General features: G+C 44.2%; 12 protein-coding genes. All 12 read right to left on the bottom strand.

All coding sequences use genetic code 11. The features are described 5' to 3' along the window. Positions 1–99 precede the first annotated feature (99 nt). Positions 100–1,098 (bottom strand): FecR family protein, encoded by a 999-nt coding sequence (locus tag NEE14_RS11615; RefSeq protein ID WP_251966628.1) that lies wholly within the window; start codon positions 1,096–1,098, stop codon positions 100–102. Between the two features lie 293 nt (positions 1,099–1,391). Beyond that, positions 1,392–1,967, bottom strand: a complete 576-nt coding sequence (locus tag NEE14_RS11620; RefSeq protein ID WP_251966629.1) for a superoxide dismutase — start codon at positions 1,965–1,967, stop codon at positions 1,392–1,394. Positions 1,968–2,107: 140 nt separating this feature from the next. Then, positions 2,108–4,894, bottom strand: coding sequence for an excinuclease ABC subunit UvrA (uvrA, locus tag NEE14_RS11625; protein ID WP_251966630.1), 2,787 nt, complete (start codon positions 4,892–4,894; stop codon positions 2,108–2,110). Positions 4,895–4,976: 82 nt separating this feature from the next. Continuing rightward, positions 4,977–8,129, bottom strand: coding sequence for a glycosyl hydrolase (locus NEE14_RS11630; RefSeq protein WP_251966631.1), 3,153 nt, complete (start codon positions 8,127–8,129; stop codon positions 4,977–4,979). 188 nt (positions 8,130–8,317) lie between these two features. Next, positions 8,318–9,397 (bottom strand): gliding motility protein GldN, encoded by a 1,080-nt coding sequence (gldN, locus tag NEE14_RS11635; protein WP_251966632.1) that lies wholly within the window; start codon positions 9,395–9,397, stop codon positions 8,318–8,320. 54 nt (positions 9,398–9,451) lie between these two features. Beyond that, positions 9,452–11,020 carry a gliding motility protein GldM gene (gene gldM / locus NEE14_RS11640; protein ID WP_251966633.1) on the bottom strand — a complete coding sequence of 523 codons (1,569 nt, stop codon included), beginning with the start codon at positions 11,018–11,020 and terminating at the stop codon, positions 9,452–9,454. Positions 11,021–11,073: 53 nt separating this feature from the next. Further along, positions 11,074–12,105, bottom strand: a complete 1,032-nt coding sequence (gene gldL, locus NEE14_RS11645; protein ID WP_251966634.1) for a gliding motility protein GldL — start codon at positions 12,103–12,105, stop codon at positions 11,074–11,076. A 28-nt stretch (positions 12,106–12,133) separates the two neighbouring features. Continuing rightward, positions 12,134–13,573, bottom strand: coding sequence for an SUMF1/EgtB/PvdO family nonheme iron enzyme (locus NEE14_RS11650; protein ID WP_022455522.1), 1,440 nt, complete (start codon positions 13,571–13,573; stop codon positions 12,134–12,136). A 4-nt stretch (positions 13,574–13,577) separates the two neighbouring features. Beyond that, on the bottom strand, positions 13,578–14,522 hold the full coding sequence (locus tag NEE14_RS11655; RefSeq protein WP_251966635.1) for a PorP/SprF family type IX secretion system membrane protein: 945 nt from the start codon (positions 14,520–14,522) through the stop codon (positions 13,578–13,580). Between the two features lie 220 nt (positions 14,523–14,742). Then, complete coding sequence (locus NEE14_RS11660; RefSeq protein ID WP_005633363.1) at positions 14,743–14,964, bottom strand: DUF2795 domain-containing protein; 222 nt, start codon at positions 14,962–14,964, stop codon at positions 14,743–14,745. A gap of 136 nt (positions 14,965–15,100) precedes the next feature. Beyond that, positions 15,101–15,664 carry a cob(I)yrinic acid a,c-diamide adenosyltransferase gene (locus NEE14_RS11665; protein ID WP_251966636.1) on the bottom strand — a complete coding sequence of 188 codons (564 nt, stop codon included), beginning with the start codon at positions 15,662–15,664 and terminating at the stop codon, positions 15,101–15,103. 428 nt (positions 15,665–16,092) lie between these two features. Further along, positions 16,093–17,061 (bottom strand): glycoside hydrolase family 43 protein, encoded by a 969-nt coding sequence (locus NEE14_RS11670; protein WP_251966637.1) that lies wholly within the window; start codon positions 17,059–17,061, stop codon positions 16,093–16,095. Positions 17,062–17,064: the final 3 nt, after the last annotated feature.

Genomic DNA, 17,064 nt, shown 5'->3' on the forward strand with positions numbered 1-17,064 from the left:
TTTAAGTTTTATTCTCTTTATATGTAAGACAAACGAAAGAAAGAGATTCCTAAACGAAATGACAACTTTTTTATATAATTTTTTTCGCCTTGATTGTTTTTAGTAGATTTCAATAATTTGCTTCTTCTCTGATTTATCTTGAGAAGTAATATAACGCCATTTGATATGCGATGAAATTTGGAAAATTTCAAGGATACGGTCTAAGCGCTGATTGGTGAATGTGCCGGTGAATGCATCTTGTTGGTATTTAGGATTGGACACTTTGAATTGAACATAATAACGTTTCTCCAGCATGTGAAGGGCTTCGTTAAAAGGTGTATTACTGAAGATCAGTTTTCCGTCTTTCCAAGAAGATTCCGAGACTCCATTGGTCTTGAAGGTTTCATATTGTTTCCTAAGGCGGTTATATACAATCTTTTCTCCGGGATGAATGGCTACTTCTTTCCCTTCATATTTGAAGCGGACGGCTCCTTCTACTAGAGTAGTGGCAATGGTAGAATCGTGAGCAAATGCTTCTACATTGAAGGATGTGCCTAATACTTCTACGACTGCCTGGTGTGGAGTCGATACAATAAAATGTTGTTCCGGATTTTTGGTAACTTCAAAATAGGCTTCCCCGGAAAGCTTTACGTTACGTGTCTGGTCGATGAATACCTCCGGGAAAGATATGGATGATTCGGAATTCAGGGAAACATGAGAACCGTCCGGTAAGGTCAGTTGGGTGGTCATGCCGGGATTGGTCTTCACGGTTAGCCAGCGGACTTCTTTCTCAGTTGTATATGGAAAGAACCAGTACAAACCGAGTAATGGGAGAAATAAGATTGCTGCCACCCGTTCAATTCGGTGTAGCCATAGTTTTGCCTCAGACTGCAGAATACGGCGATTTACTTTCTGCAAGGCTTTTTCCGGCTGTACACGATTCATCACCGAAAGTGTGTCGGCCGACAGGTTAATTAAATACATTTGGCGAACAATTTTTTGATGCTCTTCTGATTCTGCTATCCATTCTTCTACCAAATATCTTTCTTCTGTTGTCACATTCCCATCGCAGTACCGAGGAAGTAATTCTTCTATGCGGATATTTCCCTTCTGTTCCATATTTGTCCGTTGTCTAATTATATAGACAGGCGAAATTACCTAAATCCTAAACAGACTAGCAGGTTTTTTCATTTTTTTGAGGCGGGATATCATAGAAAGTAACCATTCAATAGCAGAAAATCTCGTTACTTTTTAATTGTTTGACAGTTGTCGGAAAGCTTTTCCATATATGTGCTAAAACTTTTTGACAGATATGAAAAAGCTTTAGCACATCTGTCAAAAATATAAAAGGCTACGACATTTTGACTAATATGCTAAAGCTATTTCCTTAATATATGGGTATTGAAATATAATTATCCTAAGAGATCGGCTACTTTTTCCCAATTGACTAGTTTCCAGAAAGCCTCGATGAAGGCGGCCCGGTTATTCCGGTAGTCAATGTAATAGGCATGTTCCCATACATCAATAACCAATAATGGTTTCAATCCGTCTTTTAACGGGTTACCTGCATTGGATGTAGGCAGCAGAGACAGCTTTCCGTCTTTGCCAAGCACAAGCCATACCCAACCTGACCCGAAAAGTCCTAAAGCTGCTTTTGTGAAATCTTCTTTGAATTGATCTACCGAACCGAAATCGCGCGTCAACAATCCAGCCAAATCATCCGGCAATGAAGGTTGTTTGGGAGTTAATAACTGGAAGAAGAAAGTGTGGTTCCAAGTTTGAGCCGCATTGTTGTAGATTCCACCGTCTGCCTGGCAGACAATCTGTTCCAGTTCCAGGTTTTCATAGGGCGTTCCTACAATCAGTTTATTCAGGTTGTTTACATACGTCTGAAGATGCTTTCCATAATGAAAGTCGAATGTTTCTTTGCTCATCAACGGAGCGAGTGCTTCCATCTCGTAGGGAAGCTTGGGCATCTGATGCATCATATCTTTTCGTTTTTAAGTTTGTTAGTTTATCAGTTGTTTGTCCCTGAGTTTATAAGTCTCTGATTCTCGTGTTCATAACTTATAGGTCAAGTACTAATAAACTAACAATTCGGCAGGGCATTAAGTTTAGAAAATAGCTATTAATCAGCTAACTTTTCCTTTAGGTAATGTCCGGTGTAGGAAGATGGGCAGGCGGCTATCTCTTCCGGTGTTCCGGCACAAACCAGGTTACCGCCGTTCTTTCCGCCTTCCGGTCCTAAGTCGATGACATAGTCTGCACATTTGATGACGTCCATGTTATGCTCGATAATGACTACCGTATGGCCTCGTTCTATCAAAGCATTGAAAGCCTTTAATAAGGTCTTGATATCATGGAAATGCAGCCCCGTTGTCGGTTCATCGAAGACGAAGAGTGTTGGCTGCTGCTTTTCCTGTCCTAAATAGAAGGCCAGTTTGACGCGCTGGTTTTCTCCTCCAGACAGCGATGAGGAAGTTTGTCCTAATTTGATATAACCTAAGCCTACTTCCTGTAGCGGTACTAACTTTTTGATGATCTTCTTTTCTTGTGTTCCGGGATTTTGAGAGAAGAACTCGATAGCCTGGTTGACAGTCATCTCCAATACGTCGTAGATGTTCTTCCCCTGATATTCTACTTCAAGAACGGACGACTTGAAACGCTTGCCGTGACAAGCTTCACATTCCAACGTGACATCTGCCATGAATTGCATCTCTACCGTGATGCGGCCTTCACCTTTACATTCTTCACAACGTCCGCCTTCCTTATTGAAGGAGAAATAGGCGGCAGAATAATCCAGTTGTTTGGCCAGAGGCTGTGCACCGAAGAGTTTGCGGATTTCATCGTAGGCTCCGACATACGTCACCGGATTTGAACGGGAACTTTTCCCAATTGTATTCTGATCGACGTATTCAATAGCCTTGATCCGGTTTAAATCTCCTGTTAATCCGGAACAATCTACCGTCAGACGGGCTTCGTCCAGATGTTGTTTGACGCCTTCATAGAAGATATCACGGACCAATGAGCTTTTACCGGAACCACTGACTCCAGTTACGACTGTCAATATGTTTAACGGGAATTTAATATCGATTCCTTTCAGGTTATTCTTCCGGGCACCTTTCACTTCGATGTAACTGTTCCACGGACGGCGATAAAGCGGAAGTTCAATCTTATCTTCTCCCGTCAGGTATCTGACTGTATAACTGTTACTCTGATTTTGCAGATGAGCTACGTCGCCCTGATAGACAACTTCACCACCCAAGCGTCCGGCTTTCGGACCGATGTCAATAATATAATCGGCAGCCCGGATGATTTCTTCGTCGTGTTCAACGACAACAACCGTGTTCCCTAATTGTTGTAACTGGCGCAAAACATGAATCAGCAAGTCGGTATCGCGGGAATGCAGACCGATACTCGGTTCATCCAAGATATATAATGAACCCACCAGACTGCTTCCTAAAGAAGTGGCGAGGTTGATACGCTGACTTTCTCCACCTGATAAGGAAGAAGAAAGGCGGTCGAGCGTCAGATAACCCAAACCAACGTCCAGCAGGAATTGAAGACGGTTCTTAATTTCTGTCAGTAAGCGACTGGCGATTGCGGCATCGTTCTCGTCCAGATTCAAATGGTCGAAGAAAGCTTTGGCTTCAGTAATTGGCATGGCAACGACTTCTGCAATATTCTTTCCTCCTACTTTTACGTATAAAGCTTCCGGTTTCAAGCGAGCTCCCTTACAAGCCGGACAAACGGTCTTACCCCGATAGCGGGCCAACATGACCCGATATTGGATTTTATATAGATTCTCTTCTACATATTTGAAGAAATCGTCGATGCCATGTACACCTTTGGCTCCGTGCCACAGCAAGTCCTTTTCTTTTTCGGTCAGTTCGTAATAAGGACGATGAATCGGGAAATCATAGCGGGCACTGCTGACGATGAAGTCTTTCAACCATTCGCCCATCACTTCGCCTTTCCAGCAGACTACGGCGCCTTCGTAGACCGAAAGACTTTTATCCGGTACGACCAGATTCTCATCGATTCCCAGCACTTTCCCGAAGCCTTCACACACCGGACAAGCGCCTAGCGGATTGTTAAAGCTGAACATCATGTCGGTCGGTTCGGTAAAGGTCATGCCGTCAGCCTCGAATTTCTTGGAAAACTCTTTCAAGATGACTTGGTCCTGTAAATAGATACGAATTCGGCAAACGCCATGTCCTTCGAAGAAGGCAGTCTCTGCCGAATCAGCCAGTCGGCTTCGCAATGATTTCTCTTGCGAAACAGCCAGTCGGTCGATCAACAGTTCAATTGGTTCTTCCAATAACTTCGGGTCAGCCAAGGCTTCTGCAATACGATAGGCTTTATCATGAATAAACAAGCGGGTATAACCTTCCTTCTGCAAGATCTCCAGTTGTTCCTTCATCGAACGGCCTTCAAGAAGAATAACTGGGGCAAAGACGGCAAAGCGTGTTCCGTCCGGGTATTCCAATACTGTCCGGACAATATCGCTTACCTGGTGCTTCTTTACTTCTTCCCCTGAAATTGGAGAGATAGTCTTTCCGATACGGGCATAAAGCAAGCGCAGATACTCATAAATCTCGGTCGAAGTGCCTACCGTTGAACGCGGATTCCGCGTATTGACTTTCTGCTCGATGGCAATAGCTGGCGGGATTCCTTTGATGTAATCGCATTCCGGTTTGCTCATGCGTCCCAAAAACTGACGGGCATAGGCTGAAAGACTTTCCACATATCGCCGTTGCCCTTCGGCATACAACGTATCGAAAGCTAATGATGATTTGCCGCTACCCGACAGTCCCGTTATCACCACCAGTTTGTTGCGAGGTATTTCAACATCTATATTTTTCAGATTGTTGACTCTGGCACCTTTAATGAAGATTGAATTATTCTCGGACATATTTTCCCTTCTCTTGTTTATGCAAAAATAAACAAGTTCCGGCGTTCTGACAAATAAACCCTTTCAATCCCGTTTAGAATCATTACCTTTTTACAACCTCCAGCGTGACTGGTCCGATTAATCCTGATTTCTGTAAAGGATCTTTCTCGCTCCATCCGTTGCAGGCCGTCCACGTTGTCCGTTCCTGTTCCGGCAGGCGGCTGTCTCCAATCAGGCGGTTCTGCCAGGTTGTGGTTACTTCAACCGAGATTTGATTCTTCCCTTTATGTAACCATTCTGATATGTCCAGTCGGTAAGGTGGTGTCCAGACGCCACCTGCATATTGGCCGTTTACAGTTACTTTGGCTGTAACTCCTATGTCTTGCAGATTCAGGTAAATGTTTCCAGCCGGCAACTGATCGATGCTAATCTGTTTGTCGTAAACAATAGTTCCCGAATAATAACGGATGGATTCATCCGGATGCGTGCTGATATCGATTAACTGATCGAATGATTGCGCTTGTTTCGGTCCTCGTATCGAATCCTTGAATGTAACGTTCCAATCCTTATCCAATGCCATCCATGTTTCCGGGCGTGGACAGTTTGCATCGATACCTTCTGCCGAAGCTTTGCCTGTCTGCCGGAATACAATAAATGCACTTTCGAAAGGAGCCAGCCGTAAAGGAACTTGTGTTCCGTTTTCCGTAAACTCGAATGCTGGTAACCGACGGATCTTTCCTGTGGTAGCATCCCACCATTCGGGCTGTTTCCCTTTTATGCGGAACTCAGGTGTCACTTCTATTTCCTGATCACTTTGATTGGACAGGAAATAAATGTCTTTTCCTTCAGCTTGCCGGTGTGCATATAAGACAGGAGATGTTTCAGGTATCTGGCAGTCGGGTACACAGCCTATCTTCTCCAATGCTTCTTGCATGGACATGCCATACAGAAGCCAGCCTTTCCCTCGTTGTACGGCCTGCGTTTGTTTTCCGTCTAGTCCTTTCCACAAGCTATCAGCCAAGGCTTTTACTTGCTGATCCGCTTTCTCATAATCTTTTCCACTCGGAGAACGTTCCGGTGCTGGACCCAAAATGACTGCGCCGTCGTTGAGTAGCGATGCAATTTTCTCCAGTAATTCCGGTCGCATTGTCTTTAATTCCGGTAATACTAACATCCGATATTGTGTCCCATGAGGAAGTGTTAGTAAACCATCCTTTACATACAAATCCTGTTCAATGACTTCAGCATTGATATAATCGAACTGATATCCTTTCGGCAGAGCCGGCTGCGTGATTCCTGTCATTTTAGGAGCATCTTCTCCGATGAAATAGGCAACGTCGGCAATATTCAATCCTTGTTGTAGCATGTAGTTGGTACGTTTCAGATAGGACGTGAATAAATCCATATGCGGATACCAGGTGTTCAGCCGGTTAAATTCACTGCTGAACCAGGCATTTACTCCCGGTACACGTTCATCTGAAGGCTGCGATATGCAAAGGTGTAACAAAGTGCTGTTGATGCCTTCACTGAAGAAACGGTCTCCGCGTTGTTTCATCATTGCAGGATAGCAGTTGAATGGGCGGCCACCGCTGGTAAAGGATTCTGCGGAGATGCGTTGTTTGCCATAGATGTGCCCGCAAGAAGAAGCTGCCCGGTTTTCGATATTCCCTAAATCACCGAAGCTCCAGAATTCACCGCCTATTTCATCCGATTGTCCTCCATACTGGAGAAATTCTCCGGGGAAACCCCAGTGTCCATAATTCTCTAACCAGGTTCTTAATCCGTATTTATGAGAAATATCCCGTAATCCACCTACATAATCATAGGCAACACGGTCGGCAACCAGTCGGCGTACATCCCAAAGGAAACGGTCTGATCTGTCTTGGCTGTCTACTACGTATCCTTTATAGACAGGCAGGAAAGGTAAAGGATCATAGCCATAGCGAGACTTGAATGACTCCATAAAGTCATCCGTGAAGTTTTGTCCTCCTGTTTCATAACTGTCTTGTACAACAACCTTCCAGCATTTCCGGTCGGCTTCCGGAATACGGCGAATGATTTCTCCCATATAAGCGTCAAAATGGGCAGCCACGTGTTCACGACTCATCTTATCAACTTCCAGTCCTGTGGCTATTGGTTCTGCTGGACTATTAGTTACACCGGTTGGGCACATACCAGTCCGCATGATGACCCATTTCCCGGCCGGAGCGTCCCATGTAAGCTGATCACCTGTCAGACAGGAAGAGATATCGATGACTTGATCTGAATGGATCGCCCATGATGCATTATCTAAAGCCGGTTGTTCACGCCATTGATACTCTTTCCAGTAAGGTAGCGGTGTTTGGAACATTTTGGCCAGACTCTTTTCCGGATAACGTTCGATTTGTGGTGCTGATGACAGAATAATGTCTTTGAGTTCACTTCCGGCAGCTGTTGCCTCAACTTCTACCTTAAAGCGACTGGCCTGAATAGCCGGAACAGAAATGACAACCGGAGCATACGGATCAAAGCCCACATTCAGTGCAGCATTGAAGCGGTCGAGGACAAATTCATCTATTAATTTATAGGCTCCGTTCTGTTCGGCAAATAACTGGGCCGTTGTATTGATCGGCTTTTCTGAAGGATAAAATGAAATGGTCCGCAAAGTAAAGCCCGGTTTGGTCTTGAGGATTACTTCGTACGGCCGTTTCGGGTCTTTTGGAAATATTACTTTTCCCGATGACACAGTATCTGCCTTTTCCAAGGCAGGAAAAGCGATGACACGAACATCCTGAAAATCCTTGGCTGGTTTATCTAATTGGATGGAAATCTTTTTCCCACCTTCTATCTGACAGCTGGTGGAAGTCAGGTAACGCATGGCTTGTTCGGGCTTGATCCAAGGCCCTCCGGACTGACTCCAGCCGGGTGAATTGAAGATTCCGATTTCGATACCCAACTCTGTGGCTGTCTTTAAGGCTGTATGCAGAATTTTCCACCATTCTTCACTACCGAAAGCTACCTTTTCATACGGCGTTTCAATACCTTCTACGCCCATACTTCCGATAAAAGCCCGGTTGATACCGGCCTCTTTCATGGCATACAAGTCTTTCTTTACACCTTCTTCCGATATATTTCCTGAAATCCAATACCAATAAACGGAAGTTTGTACCTGATTGGATGGATTCTTGAATCCGGATTCGAGCGGATCAGACGAACAGCTTATTCCTGAAATGGATAAGGTTACTCCCAATATAGCCTGCCAAAATAGATTTTTCATGGTCCTCTTGATTAAGTATGTATCTGATATTTCTGCCAAATTTAGAAGGTTTTTCTGCTATGCGGCCTTTCTTTTTTGATATTTGTTTTATCAATATTGATATAGAGCCAATTTCCTTTTCTACAAATAAAAAACGGGATGTCGCAGCTGCGACATCCCGCTATAATTTAACTCAGTTGCTTTTATTTTTATCTGCGGCGAACGCTTCGAACGGCACCTGTGGATCTAGGAGCTTTCTGTGCTTTCGGCGCTTTTACTTTTTCTGTCTTTGTCTCTTTTACCTTCGCTTCTTTCGCCTTTGCTTTCTTTCCTTTCTGGTTAGCTTCGAGTTCTTTCAGCAAGGTCGTATCAGGTTTCATCCATAGAGAATCTTCGAATGAGACTAACTGCTTTTCAATACGGTCCTGCTCTTTCTTTAATGAATCAGGAGTCGGACAATAGGCCTGCAACGGCTGGTTCATCAGGTTTTGTGTCTTGATGATGTCTCCATCAAACATCCGGCGGCGAAAATAATCGTCGATGGTAAATGTCATCGCATTGTTCAGGTTGGAAGTCATGATATAAGCCGTATGCAAATAAGGGCGGATATTTTCATAAGGCAACCAGAACATCGGACTGGTGGTCTCGCCGAAATCGTTATCGGATGATAACAATGGACAAATAGCTAATGTCTTAACGTCGAACAGTGAATTGTTCTGGTCGAAGTACCACATTTCCTTGACATAATACGATTTCACCTGTTCGGAAGGAATATCGCTTTCGTTGATGACTAATGACGGTTCGCCACCGTTCTTCGGTTCCACTTCTTCATAAAATACATGGAAACGGTCCAGCATTTCCTTGAAATTTACCAGATGTTCGTCATCGAATACTTCATAACCGTCCAGGTATTCATAAACTTTCAACTTATTCTCACTGAGCAGTTGGAAGATCAATGTGAATAAGTTCATCTGTCCGTTCATCGGGCGAATCGGGTAATATAAAGGCGTATTCTTTTCTTTTGTCAGATCGACCTGTCGATATACCACGCGCATCCAGCGGGCATTTCCAACCTGTTGGGTCAAGCGTTCATTCAGGTCTTGCGCACGAACCGACAATTCCGGTAGTCCGCTCTCTTCTTTTGTCGCAGCTCGTTCCCCTCGGCTGGCACGTGGTCCTTTGCGCTGTTGCTGTGTTGTCTGCGTTCCTCCATTATCTTCCTGGGCATTTGCCGGAAGAATAGTCATTAGGGAAATCAAACAAGCCACTATATAATAGATACGTTTCATAAGACGTTATTTATTTGTTTTCTTTCGTAATTGATCTTTTCTGAACCCGATTGATTAGTTGACGATCACTTCTATAGTCGATATCTTACGTTCGATGCCGTCCGGACCTTTTGCAATCACGTTGGTGATATAAAAGCGTTTTCCTCTTGACAGGCGTCGGATATAATCTTTCTGCCGTTGAGAAAAATTCGTTCCTTGTGCCACTTCAGGGATGGCATTACCCATCGAATCGAAGAATGTCAGCTCAAAACTCTGTACAGTATATTTTACGTTCAACAGATCATCATCAATCGCTGCCAAGATTCCATTGGCTTCCACTAAGCTGCGTTTAGAAATCTTTCCGCCCCGGAACTTCCGGACGTTTCCGTTTTCATCCTTATATTCGATGTAAGGCATCGGATCCGGTAAGGCGCGTACACGGAATGATGTCTTGGCCATTTCTACATTCCGGCCGTCTGCCATGCGGGCATTCACGGTGACAACAGCTTCTGTCCCTACTTTTGACGGACGGGCTTCCCACAGATCTCCTTTGCGTGTCAGCGTTCCATTTGTCATTGAAGCAGTCACATTGCCACTTGGAACACCCGGAACAGCAATACGGATCGGGTTGGCAATACCTGCATACAAGACGTTCATTAAGGTGGGAGCTACTGTTGCACTCGGTTCTGTAACGAAATATTCACTTTCGAACGGATAACGGTTCATACTGCCATCACTATTGGGCATCTCGATATATCCTTTTACCGGGAATGTTCCGGTCGCTCCTGTGCCTACCGTAAATACACCTTCTTTTTCGGCTGGCAGTTCTTTCCCATTTACGAAAATAGTAGGCCGTTTGGTGGAGTCGACGGCTGATAAAACAATATTCGCCTGGTACTGGCTTCCACGCATCACGATCTGGCTCTGCGGTATGACTTGTGCTGTAATCTGGTTGACGCGGTAGTCTCCGACATCAACGCTGTTTAATAAATGAGAAAGGACTTCTCCTTCAGCATACCGGATATCACTTTGAATCTTTGTCAATAAGGTAATGGCCGCAGCTACCGGCATATTCTCAAACAAGGCTGTTTCCCAAGTGCGGGTGTTAATACCAGCCTGATGTGGAGGCTCTGTGCTCAACACATTTTCAATAATACGAGTCTTTGCTGAGTCTTGTACCAATTCTCCCATCCAGGTTCGATAGGCATCAATCGATTCACGCAAGTTTTTCCCTTCACCTTTTATAGGAGCCAGCATAACACGTGCTGCTGCTTCCAGGTCGTCTTTATGTTCAATGTTATCCACATTCGCTTCTTTGCCATCGGCGATGACGGCTATCTTCTGTTTCAGATCCTGTATGTAATTATACAAGGAATCTGATCTTTGCTTCACTTCCCGACCTTTCTGGTACCATTCCTTCACCTTTTCGGGGTTTGTCTGGTAATAGGCTTCCAGTTCGTTGGAAACAATGTCATTGCGCTGTTTCGTATTGTCGATGGAAGTGCGCAAACTGTCTTGCACCAGCTCAAAGCCATCCAATACTTCTGATGATACATTCAGTGCCATCATGGCAATGAACACCAAGTACATCAGATTGATCATCTTTTGGCGTGGCGAATTCGGATTGTTTGCTACTCCTGCCATTGTTTATCTGTTTTCCTGCAAAATCGTTCTATATAACTTTATTCTTATTTCACTCATCCTTGTTTCGGGGCATTATATGGCTGTTGGTAACCATACGGCTGCTGATACATCGGTTGTTGATAGGGCTGTTGTTGATACATGGGCTGTTGCGGAGCCATATTAACAGTCATGGCCTGTAATAATCGGCTGTATACCTGATTCAGTTGAGCTAACTGCTGAGTCATCTTTTCCGTTTCACTGCGGAATACCGAGCTGTCTACTACCGAACCATTGTACATATCTTTAATGCGGGCCAAACCTGCATTGATCTGTTCGATGTTTTCAATCTGCATGCTGATACTTTTCAGCTGGGCTTCATAAATGGCATTCAGACCACTGATATTGTGGTTCAGGGCTTCCATCTGCTGTACATAGCCTTTTGAGTTCTGGCTGATGCCATCCGAATTATCGGAAATATGCTGGTATGCATTTAATAACGTATCGGATGCACTTGTCAATGAATTGGTCACTTGCGAGAACTTTTCCATTTGTTCAGACATCGACGACAACTGTTCCAGATATTTCTGAGTAGCTTCGGTCAGTTCCGCCATTTTTGAGATTTGTTCGGCTGCTCCGCTCAGTTTCTTGATGCTGTCAGACAGGTTGCGGGTATCTTCTTCAGTTACATTCAATCCTAAGGAAGCTGCTGCCGCTGCTCCACTCACTGTACTGCCTGAAGCCGGAGCTCCGTTTCCCATATTCATGACGACACCACCTACCTGAATACCATTTCCTCCGTTGGTTTCACTTCCTTTGGTGAAGTCCGGACGGTCTAACGGATTCTTCGATTTAAGAACCGGAAAGACATCTTCCCAATGATATTCGTCGTTCGGACGTTCGAAGGCTGAGATGAAGAATACGGCAGCTTCCGTAATCATCGCCACGAACAGAATCTGGTTGGCATACGGTAAATGCAGCAACTTGAACAAGGCACCGATGATTACGACTGATGCACCCCAGCTGTAGCAGAAGTTCAATACGCGTTTTCCTTTCTCACTCGAAAGGAACATTTCTATAATATTCTTATATCTTCTATATTTTCCCATGGAACTATATCTTTATTCGTTTATACTCTTATTTCTTTTTCCCTTTCGATTTGGAGAATCCGATCTGTGTGCGGGCACAACGGAATCCGATGTACGATCGGGTTTCGTTCTGATATTCGTAGCTGCGCATATCCGAGCGGATGAACTGCGATACATCTTTCCACGAACCACCTCTGACTACTTTCTTCTTCAGGGCATACGGATCTTCTTTGGCCGCATTGTAACGGAGTTCCGGATTGATATCACTCATCTGATTCGGGCCTGATTCGGTATAGGCGGTAGAAGTCCACTCTGATACGTTTCCGGCCATATCGTACAGACCAAATTCATTGGGAGCAAACGAACCGACCCGTGATGTGATCAGGTGACCGTCTTCTGTATAATTACCTTTTCCTGGCTTAAAGTTACCTAAGAAGCAACCTTTTCCACTTCCTCCAACCAGGTTGTCGCCAGCCCAGGGATATTTATTCTCGTTCTTACCGCAGCGGGCCGCATATTCCCATTCGCCTTCAGTCGGCAGGCGGAATGGCTCAATGACTTGTCCGGCCGGCAGAGCTAATGACTGTTTGAATAAGTTTGTACGCCAGACACAGTAGGCTGTGGCCTGTTCCCAGGATACACCTACAACTGGATAATCGTCATAACCCGGATGGTTGAAATACATACGGGTGTAAGGCTCATTATATGAATTGTTGAAATCGTTTACCCAGCAGTTCTCATCCGGATAGATATTGACAATCCGTGTATGCAGGAAATCCCATGGTCCGCTTCTCGGACGTGTGATGGTTTCATTGACGATGTTCCCTTCTTCGTCGATGTAGGCCGTGTCTTTTGAGATCATGATGACTTCGTTCGGGTCAACCTTGATATCGGTATTTCGCACGCGGTCTGCCGGATCCATCTGATTTTTTCGTAAGGCGGCAGCTGTATAGTCATACCATTCGTATTTGAATACCATCTGCTTCGGGTCCAGTTTCTTTTCTCCGGTTACCGGATTGGTATAATATACACTTTCGATGGCTCGGATTTCATCCTCATTTGCCTTTTTCCAGGGAATCGGACGGCTCCAGTCCAGGTGTGGTGTTACCGGATCACCATATTTGTCTTCAGTGATCTTGAACAAGTCGTTGCCTCCGTAAGCCGGATCAGCCAGACGTTCACGAATAATAGAGTCGCGTACCCAATACACGAACTGGCGGTATTCAGCATTCGTCGTTTCCGTTTCATCCATCCAGAAGGCATCTACCGAAATTCCTTTCTTATCCGGCATGATTCCCCAGATTGAATCCTTTTCAGCCGGTCCCATCTCAAAAGATCCCCGGTTGATTAGCACCATCCCGTAAGGAGCCGGTTCGTTGATTGCCATTGAACGTGCTCCCGTGACTTCTCCTCCCGCATTCGAAAGCGATCTGCCACAAGAGGTCAGCAGTGAAACCACTGCCAGAAGTATTAGCCCTATTCTTTTCATATACTTATAATATCCGTACGCTTTTATGTTTAGTATTTCCTGTCTTTGTCTTTTTCAGTTTTAACCGGAACTGAACCACGAGTTCATGGTTTCCCCATGATACGTTTCGTATGGCCGTTGTCGGATAACCGAAAGAATATCCGATGTTGAATTTCCCGATGTTCGCTCCCAGCAGGATTCCGACTGATTCGTTCATCTTCCAGGAGATACCACCATTAAACATCTTATTATATTCCATCCGTGCTGTTACATCCAGATGATAATTTTTCGTATCTGTTAACAAAAATACGGAAGGCTTTAATACTATCAACGGATTATTCAGCTGAATATTGTATCCGCCCATAAAATTAAGCATTCCTCCGATATATGTGTATACGGTTTCTTCTAATTGTATCTCCGGTGATGTCACATGGGTGAAACCGATGCCGGCATAAAAGTTCTTATGGGTGTAAAACAACCCGACATTCAGGTCGAGTCCCATGCCGCTGACTGTCCCTTGCGGAAAGGCTTCATCTTCCTGCTGGTGGAAAGGACTTTGAGGTATGTATATACTGTCGGCCTTGAATGATTCCGTTACGAAGCCGATTTGTATACCTCCGCTTAATACACCGCCGAAGAGCTTTTGCTTATAAGCATATTGGGCACCTACGAATGTATTTTGAAACAGTCCGATACTTTCTGTATAGGCCGCTATACCGATACCGTGATTGGTCTTCCCGATTTTCAAGGGCATATCGGCTGTAACAAAGAATGATTGTTGGGCATTGGGAAATCCTACCCATTGTCGGTTAAACAACCCCAGCATTTTTAAATCTTCTGTTGATCCGGCAGCCGCAGGATTATAATACGCCGTCGCCATGAAATAATGGCTTAATGCCGCATCCGTCTGCGCTTTCAGCCCTTGCAGGACCGACCACCCTAATATGATCAGAAAAAGTATTCGCTTCATGCTGTTTGTTTCCTTACGAGATATCCGTAACCATTAAACTTATAACGGGACAATCGGCTTTCTATTGTTTTTCAGTGACAAAAAAACAAACGAGGTAGAGAAGCTTTTTGAGCCTTACTACCTCGCTGACATCATTTGACAATACTCGATTAATTGAATGTTCATATTTCTATTGCCTGCCTGTTGGCTTCTTGAAGACCAACCGTTTGCCAGACATGTATTAATACTCTTCCTCGTTAAAGAAGAAATCTTCCTTGCTCGGATAATCAGGCCAGATATCTTCCATACATTCATAAATCTCGCCTTCGTCTTCCATTTCTTGCAGGTTCTCTATCACCTCCAAGGGTGCACCTGAACGCTGAGCATAGTCAATCAATTCGTCTTTGGTTGCAGGCCAAGGTGCATCTTCCAATTTTGAAGCTAACTCTAATGTCCAATACATAGTTTCTATAGTATTAAAAGAGGGAGCGCCAAGATGTAACTGGTTTTTACAAAATACGTTGGTCTTTCGTTTTGTACACCTTACGTTTTGGCACGGCCTCGGTTCCAAATTTTCCGCAAATGTATAACAATATTTTTTAGATGCAAGTATAATCCCAAATAATTTCTTTGCCGTTATGCTTCAGGCATTCTTTTCGTGCCAATACGAATAAATAATCGGAAAGACGGTTGACAAATATCAGTACCGGATCTTCTACTTCGGCCTGTTCTGCCAGGCTGTAGATGCGGCGTTCGGCCCGTCGGCATACGGTGCGGCATACGTGAGCTAAGGAGGCTGAACGGCAACCGCCCGGCAATACAAAATTCTTCATCTTGGGCAGTGTCTCGTCGATGCGGTCAATCTCATGCTCGATCTTTTCAATGCTTTCCTGAGTGACCTGACTTTCGATTTTTAATTCGGTAGTCGACTGGTCGGTGGCCAGATAAGAACCGATGGTGAAGAGCTTATGCTGGATAAACAGCAGGAACTTCTCGTCTTCCGGATCTTCGATAGCTGTCATCAGCAGACCGATGAATGAATTTAATTCATCAATGGTACCATAACTCTCAATACGGCGGTCGGCTTTCGATACGCGTTGTCCGCCCACCAGCGATGTTGTGCCTTTATCTCCCGTGCGGGTATATATCAAACTTTTTGCCATACGTTCTCTTTTATTATAGTTTTGTTTTCAACTCAAGGCTGTAAAGATAATCATTATTATTCAAGTTGATACAGGTCTGCTTCCTTTTTTCAAGGCTGCTGATTGATGGTTTATGCTGTTAAGTGGAGAAATTGGTGTTAATGTCTTGTTAACTAATGTTTTATTCCTTATTTTTCATATAAAAATACCTATAAATTTATTGCATCACATATGTGAATTGATTAATTCATATTGGTGATTTGATTGATTCATATTAGTGATTTAATTAATTCAGTTCTGTGAATTAATTAGTTTATGACGATAAACAAATAAAAGAATTGCCGGGAAAGCAGGAATAGGTCGTTTCTTTGCAAATAAAAAGAAGGCAGAATACTTATCTGCTGACAAATACAGATAAATACTCTGCCAAGAAAATGATGAGAAAAGATTTATTTAATCACTTTCGGACAGATTAAATTTCCGTCTAATGTGATAACTCCGTTTTTCAAGGACATATCTACGATGTAAGCGTCGCGCGGGTGAATTTCCGTCAGACTTTTATGTGCATGGAATACATAGCGCCAATGACCTTCTTTATCGATGAAAGGAGCTCCGTGTCCGACACCGACTAATCCTTTATATTTATGAAGAATCGGATTCTTATCGTACTTTTTCCACGGGCCGAAAGGCGAGTCTGCTACAGCAAAGCCGATCGCATAATCCTGACTGGTATATCCGTTGCCTGAATACATCAGGTAATATTTCCCGTCTTGCTTGATGACAGACGGACCTTCTACTACTTTCGGCAAGATTAGTTCCCAAGGCTCGGTGGCAGCAAAACATTGTGTCAGGGTCTCTTCCTTGATCTCTTTCAGATTGTCTTTCAATTCGGCACACCAGATGACGTTCCCGTCATTGAAACGGACGAAGTATAAATAAGCCTTGCCGTCATCATCAAAGAAGACAGAAGTATCAATACTTCCCTCTTCGCGGATTGGTTTTTGAACATCCTGCTTAAACGGGCCTAACGGCGAGTCGGAAGTAGCTACGCAGATGTGTTCTTCAGCTGAGTAGAACAGATAGAACTTCTTTTCCTTTTCGATATAATAGACTTCAGGAGCCCAGAAGTTATGATCCCCGTACGAATCTTTTTCATCTAATGCCAATGAAGAAGAGCGTTTCCAGTATTCCAAGTCGTCTGAATAATATACCTCGAAGCCATTGCCTATGGATGTCCCGTAGGCGTAATAAGTGCCGTCATAAAGCAGGATATACGGATCGGCAATTGGCAAGGTATTTGATAAGACCTCTGTAGGCGGTTCCTTGTCAGGAGTTCCGGAAGGAACCGGCTCATCGGCTCCACAGCTGAGCATGGCTAAAAAGGCCAGTGCACAAGTTGTTATAATTTTGTTGAACATAGA

It is taken from the genome of Parabacteroides sp. AD58 (assembly GCF_023744375.2).
GTDB lineage: Bacteria > Bacteroidota > Bacteroidia > Bacteroidales > Tannerellaceae > Parabacteroides > Parabacteroides absconsus.

Coding starts and splice junctions, on each gene's coding strand:
- NEE14_RS11670 (WP_251966637.1), bottom strand. CDS start 17,061: ATGTTCAACAAAATTATAACAACTTGTGCACTGGCCTTTTTAGCCATG.
- NEE14_RS11655 (WP_251966635.1), bottom strand. CDS start 14,522: ATGAAGCGAATACTTTTTCTGATCATATTAGGGTGGTCGGTCCTGCAA.
- NEE14_RS11650 (WP_022455522.1), bottom strand. CDS start 13,573: ATGAAAAGAATAGGGCTAATACTTCTGGCAGTGGTTTCACTGCTGACC.
- NEE14_RS11630 (WP_251966631.1), bottom strand. CDS start 8,129: ATGAAAAATCTATTTTGGCAGGCTATATTGGGAGTAACCTTATCCATT.
- NEE14_RS11660 (WP_005633363.1), bottom strand. CDS start 14,964: ATGTATTGGACATTAGAGTTAGCTTCAAAATTGGAAGATGCACCTTGG.
- uvrA (WP_251966630.1), bottom strand. CDS start 4,894: ATGTCCGAGAATAATTCAATCTTCATTAAAGGTGCCAGAGTCAACAAT.
- NEE14_RS11615 (WP_251966628.1), bottom strand. CDS start 1,098: ATGGAACAGAAGGGAAATATCCGCATAGAAGAATTACTTCCTCGGTAC.
- gldL (WP_251966634.1), bottom strand. CDS start 12,105: ATGGGAAAATATAGAAGATATAAGAATATTATAGAAATGTTCCTTTCG.
- NEE14_RS11665 (WP_251966636.1), bottom strand. CDS start 15,664: ATGGCAAAAAGTTTGATATATACCCGCACGGGAGATAAAGGCACAACA.
- gldN (WP_251966632.1), bottom strand. CDS start 9,397: ATGAAACGTATCTATTATATAGTGGCTTGTTTGATTTCCCTAATGACT.
- NEE14_RS11620 (WP_251966629.1), bottom strand. CDS start 1,967: ATGATGCATCAGATGCCCAAGCTTCCCTACGAGATGGAAGCACTCGCT.
- gldM (WP_251966633.1), bottom strand. CDS start 11,020: ATGGCAGGAGTAGCAAACAATCCGAATTCGCCACGCCAAAAGATGATC.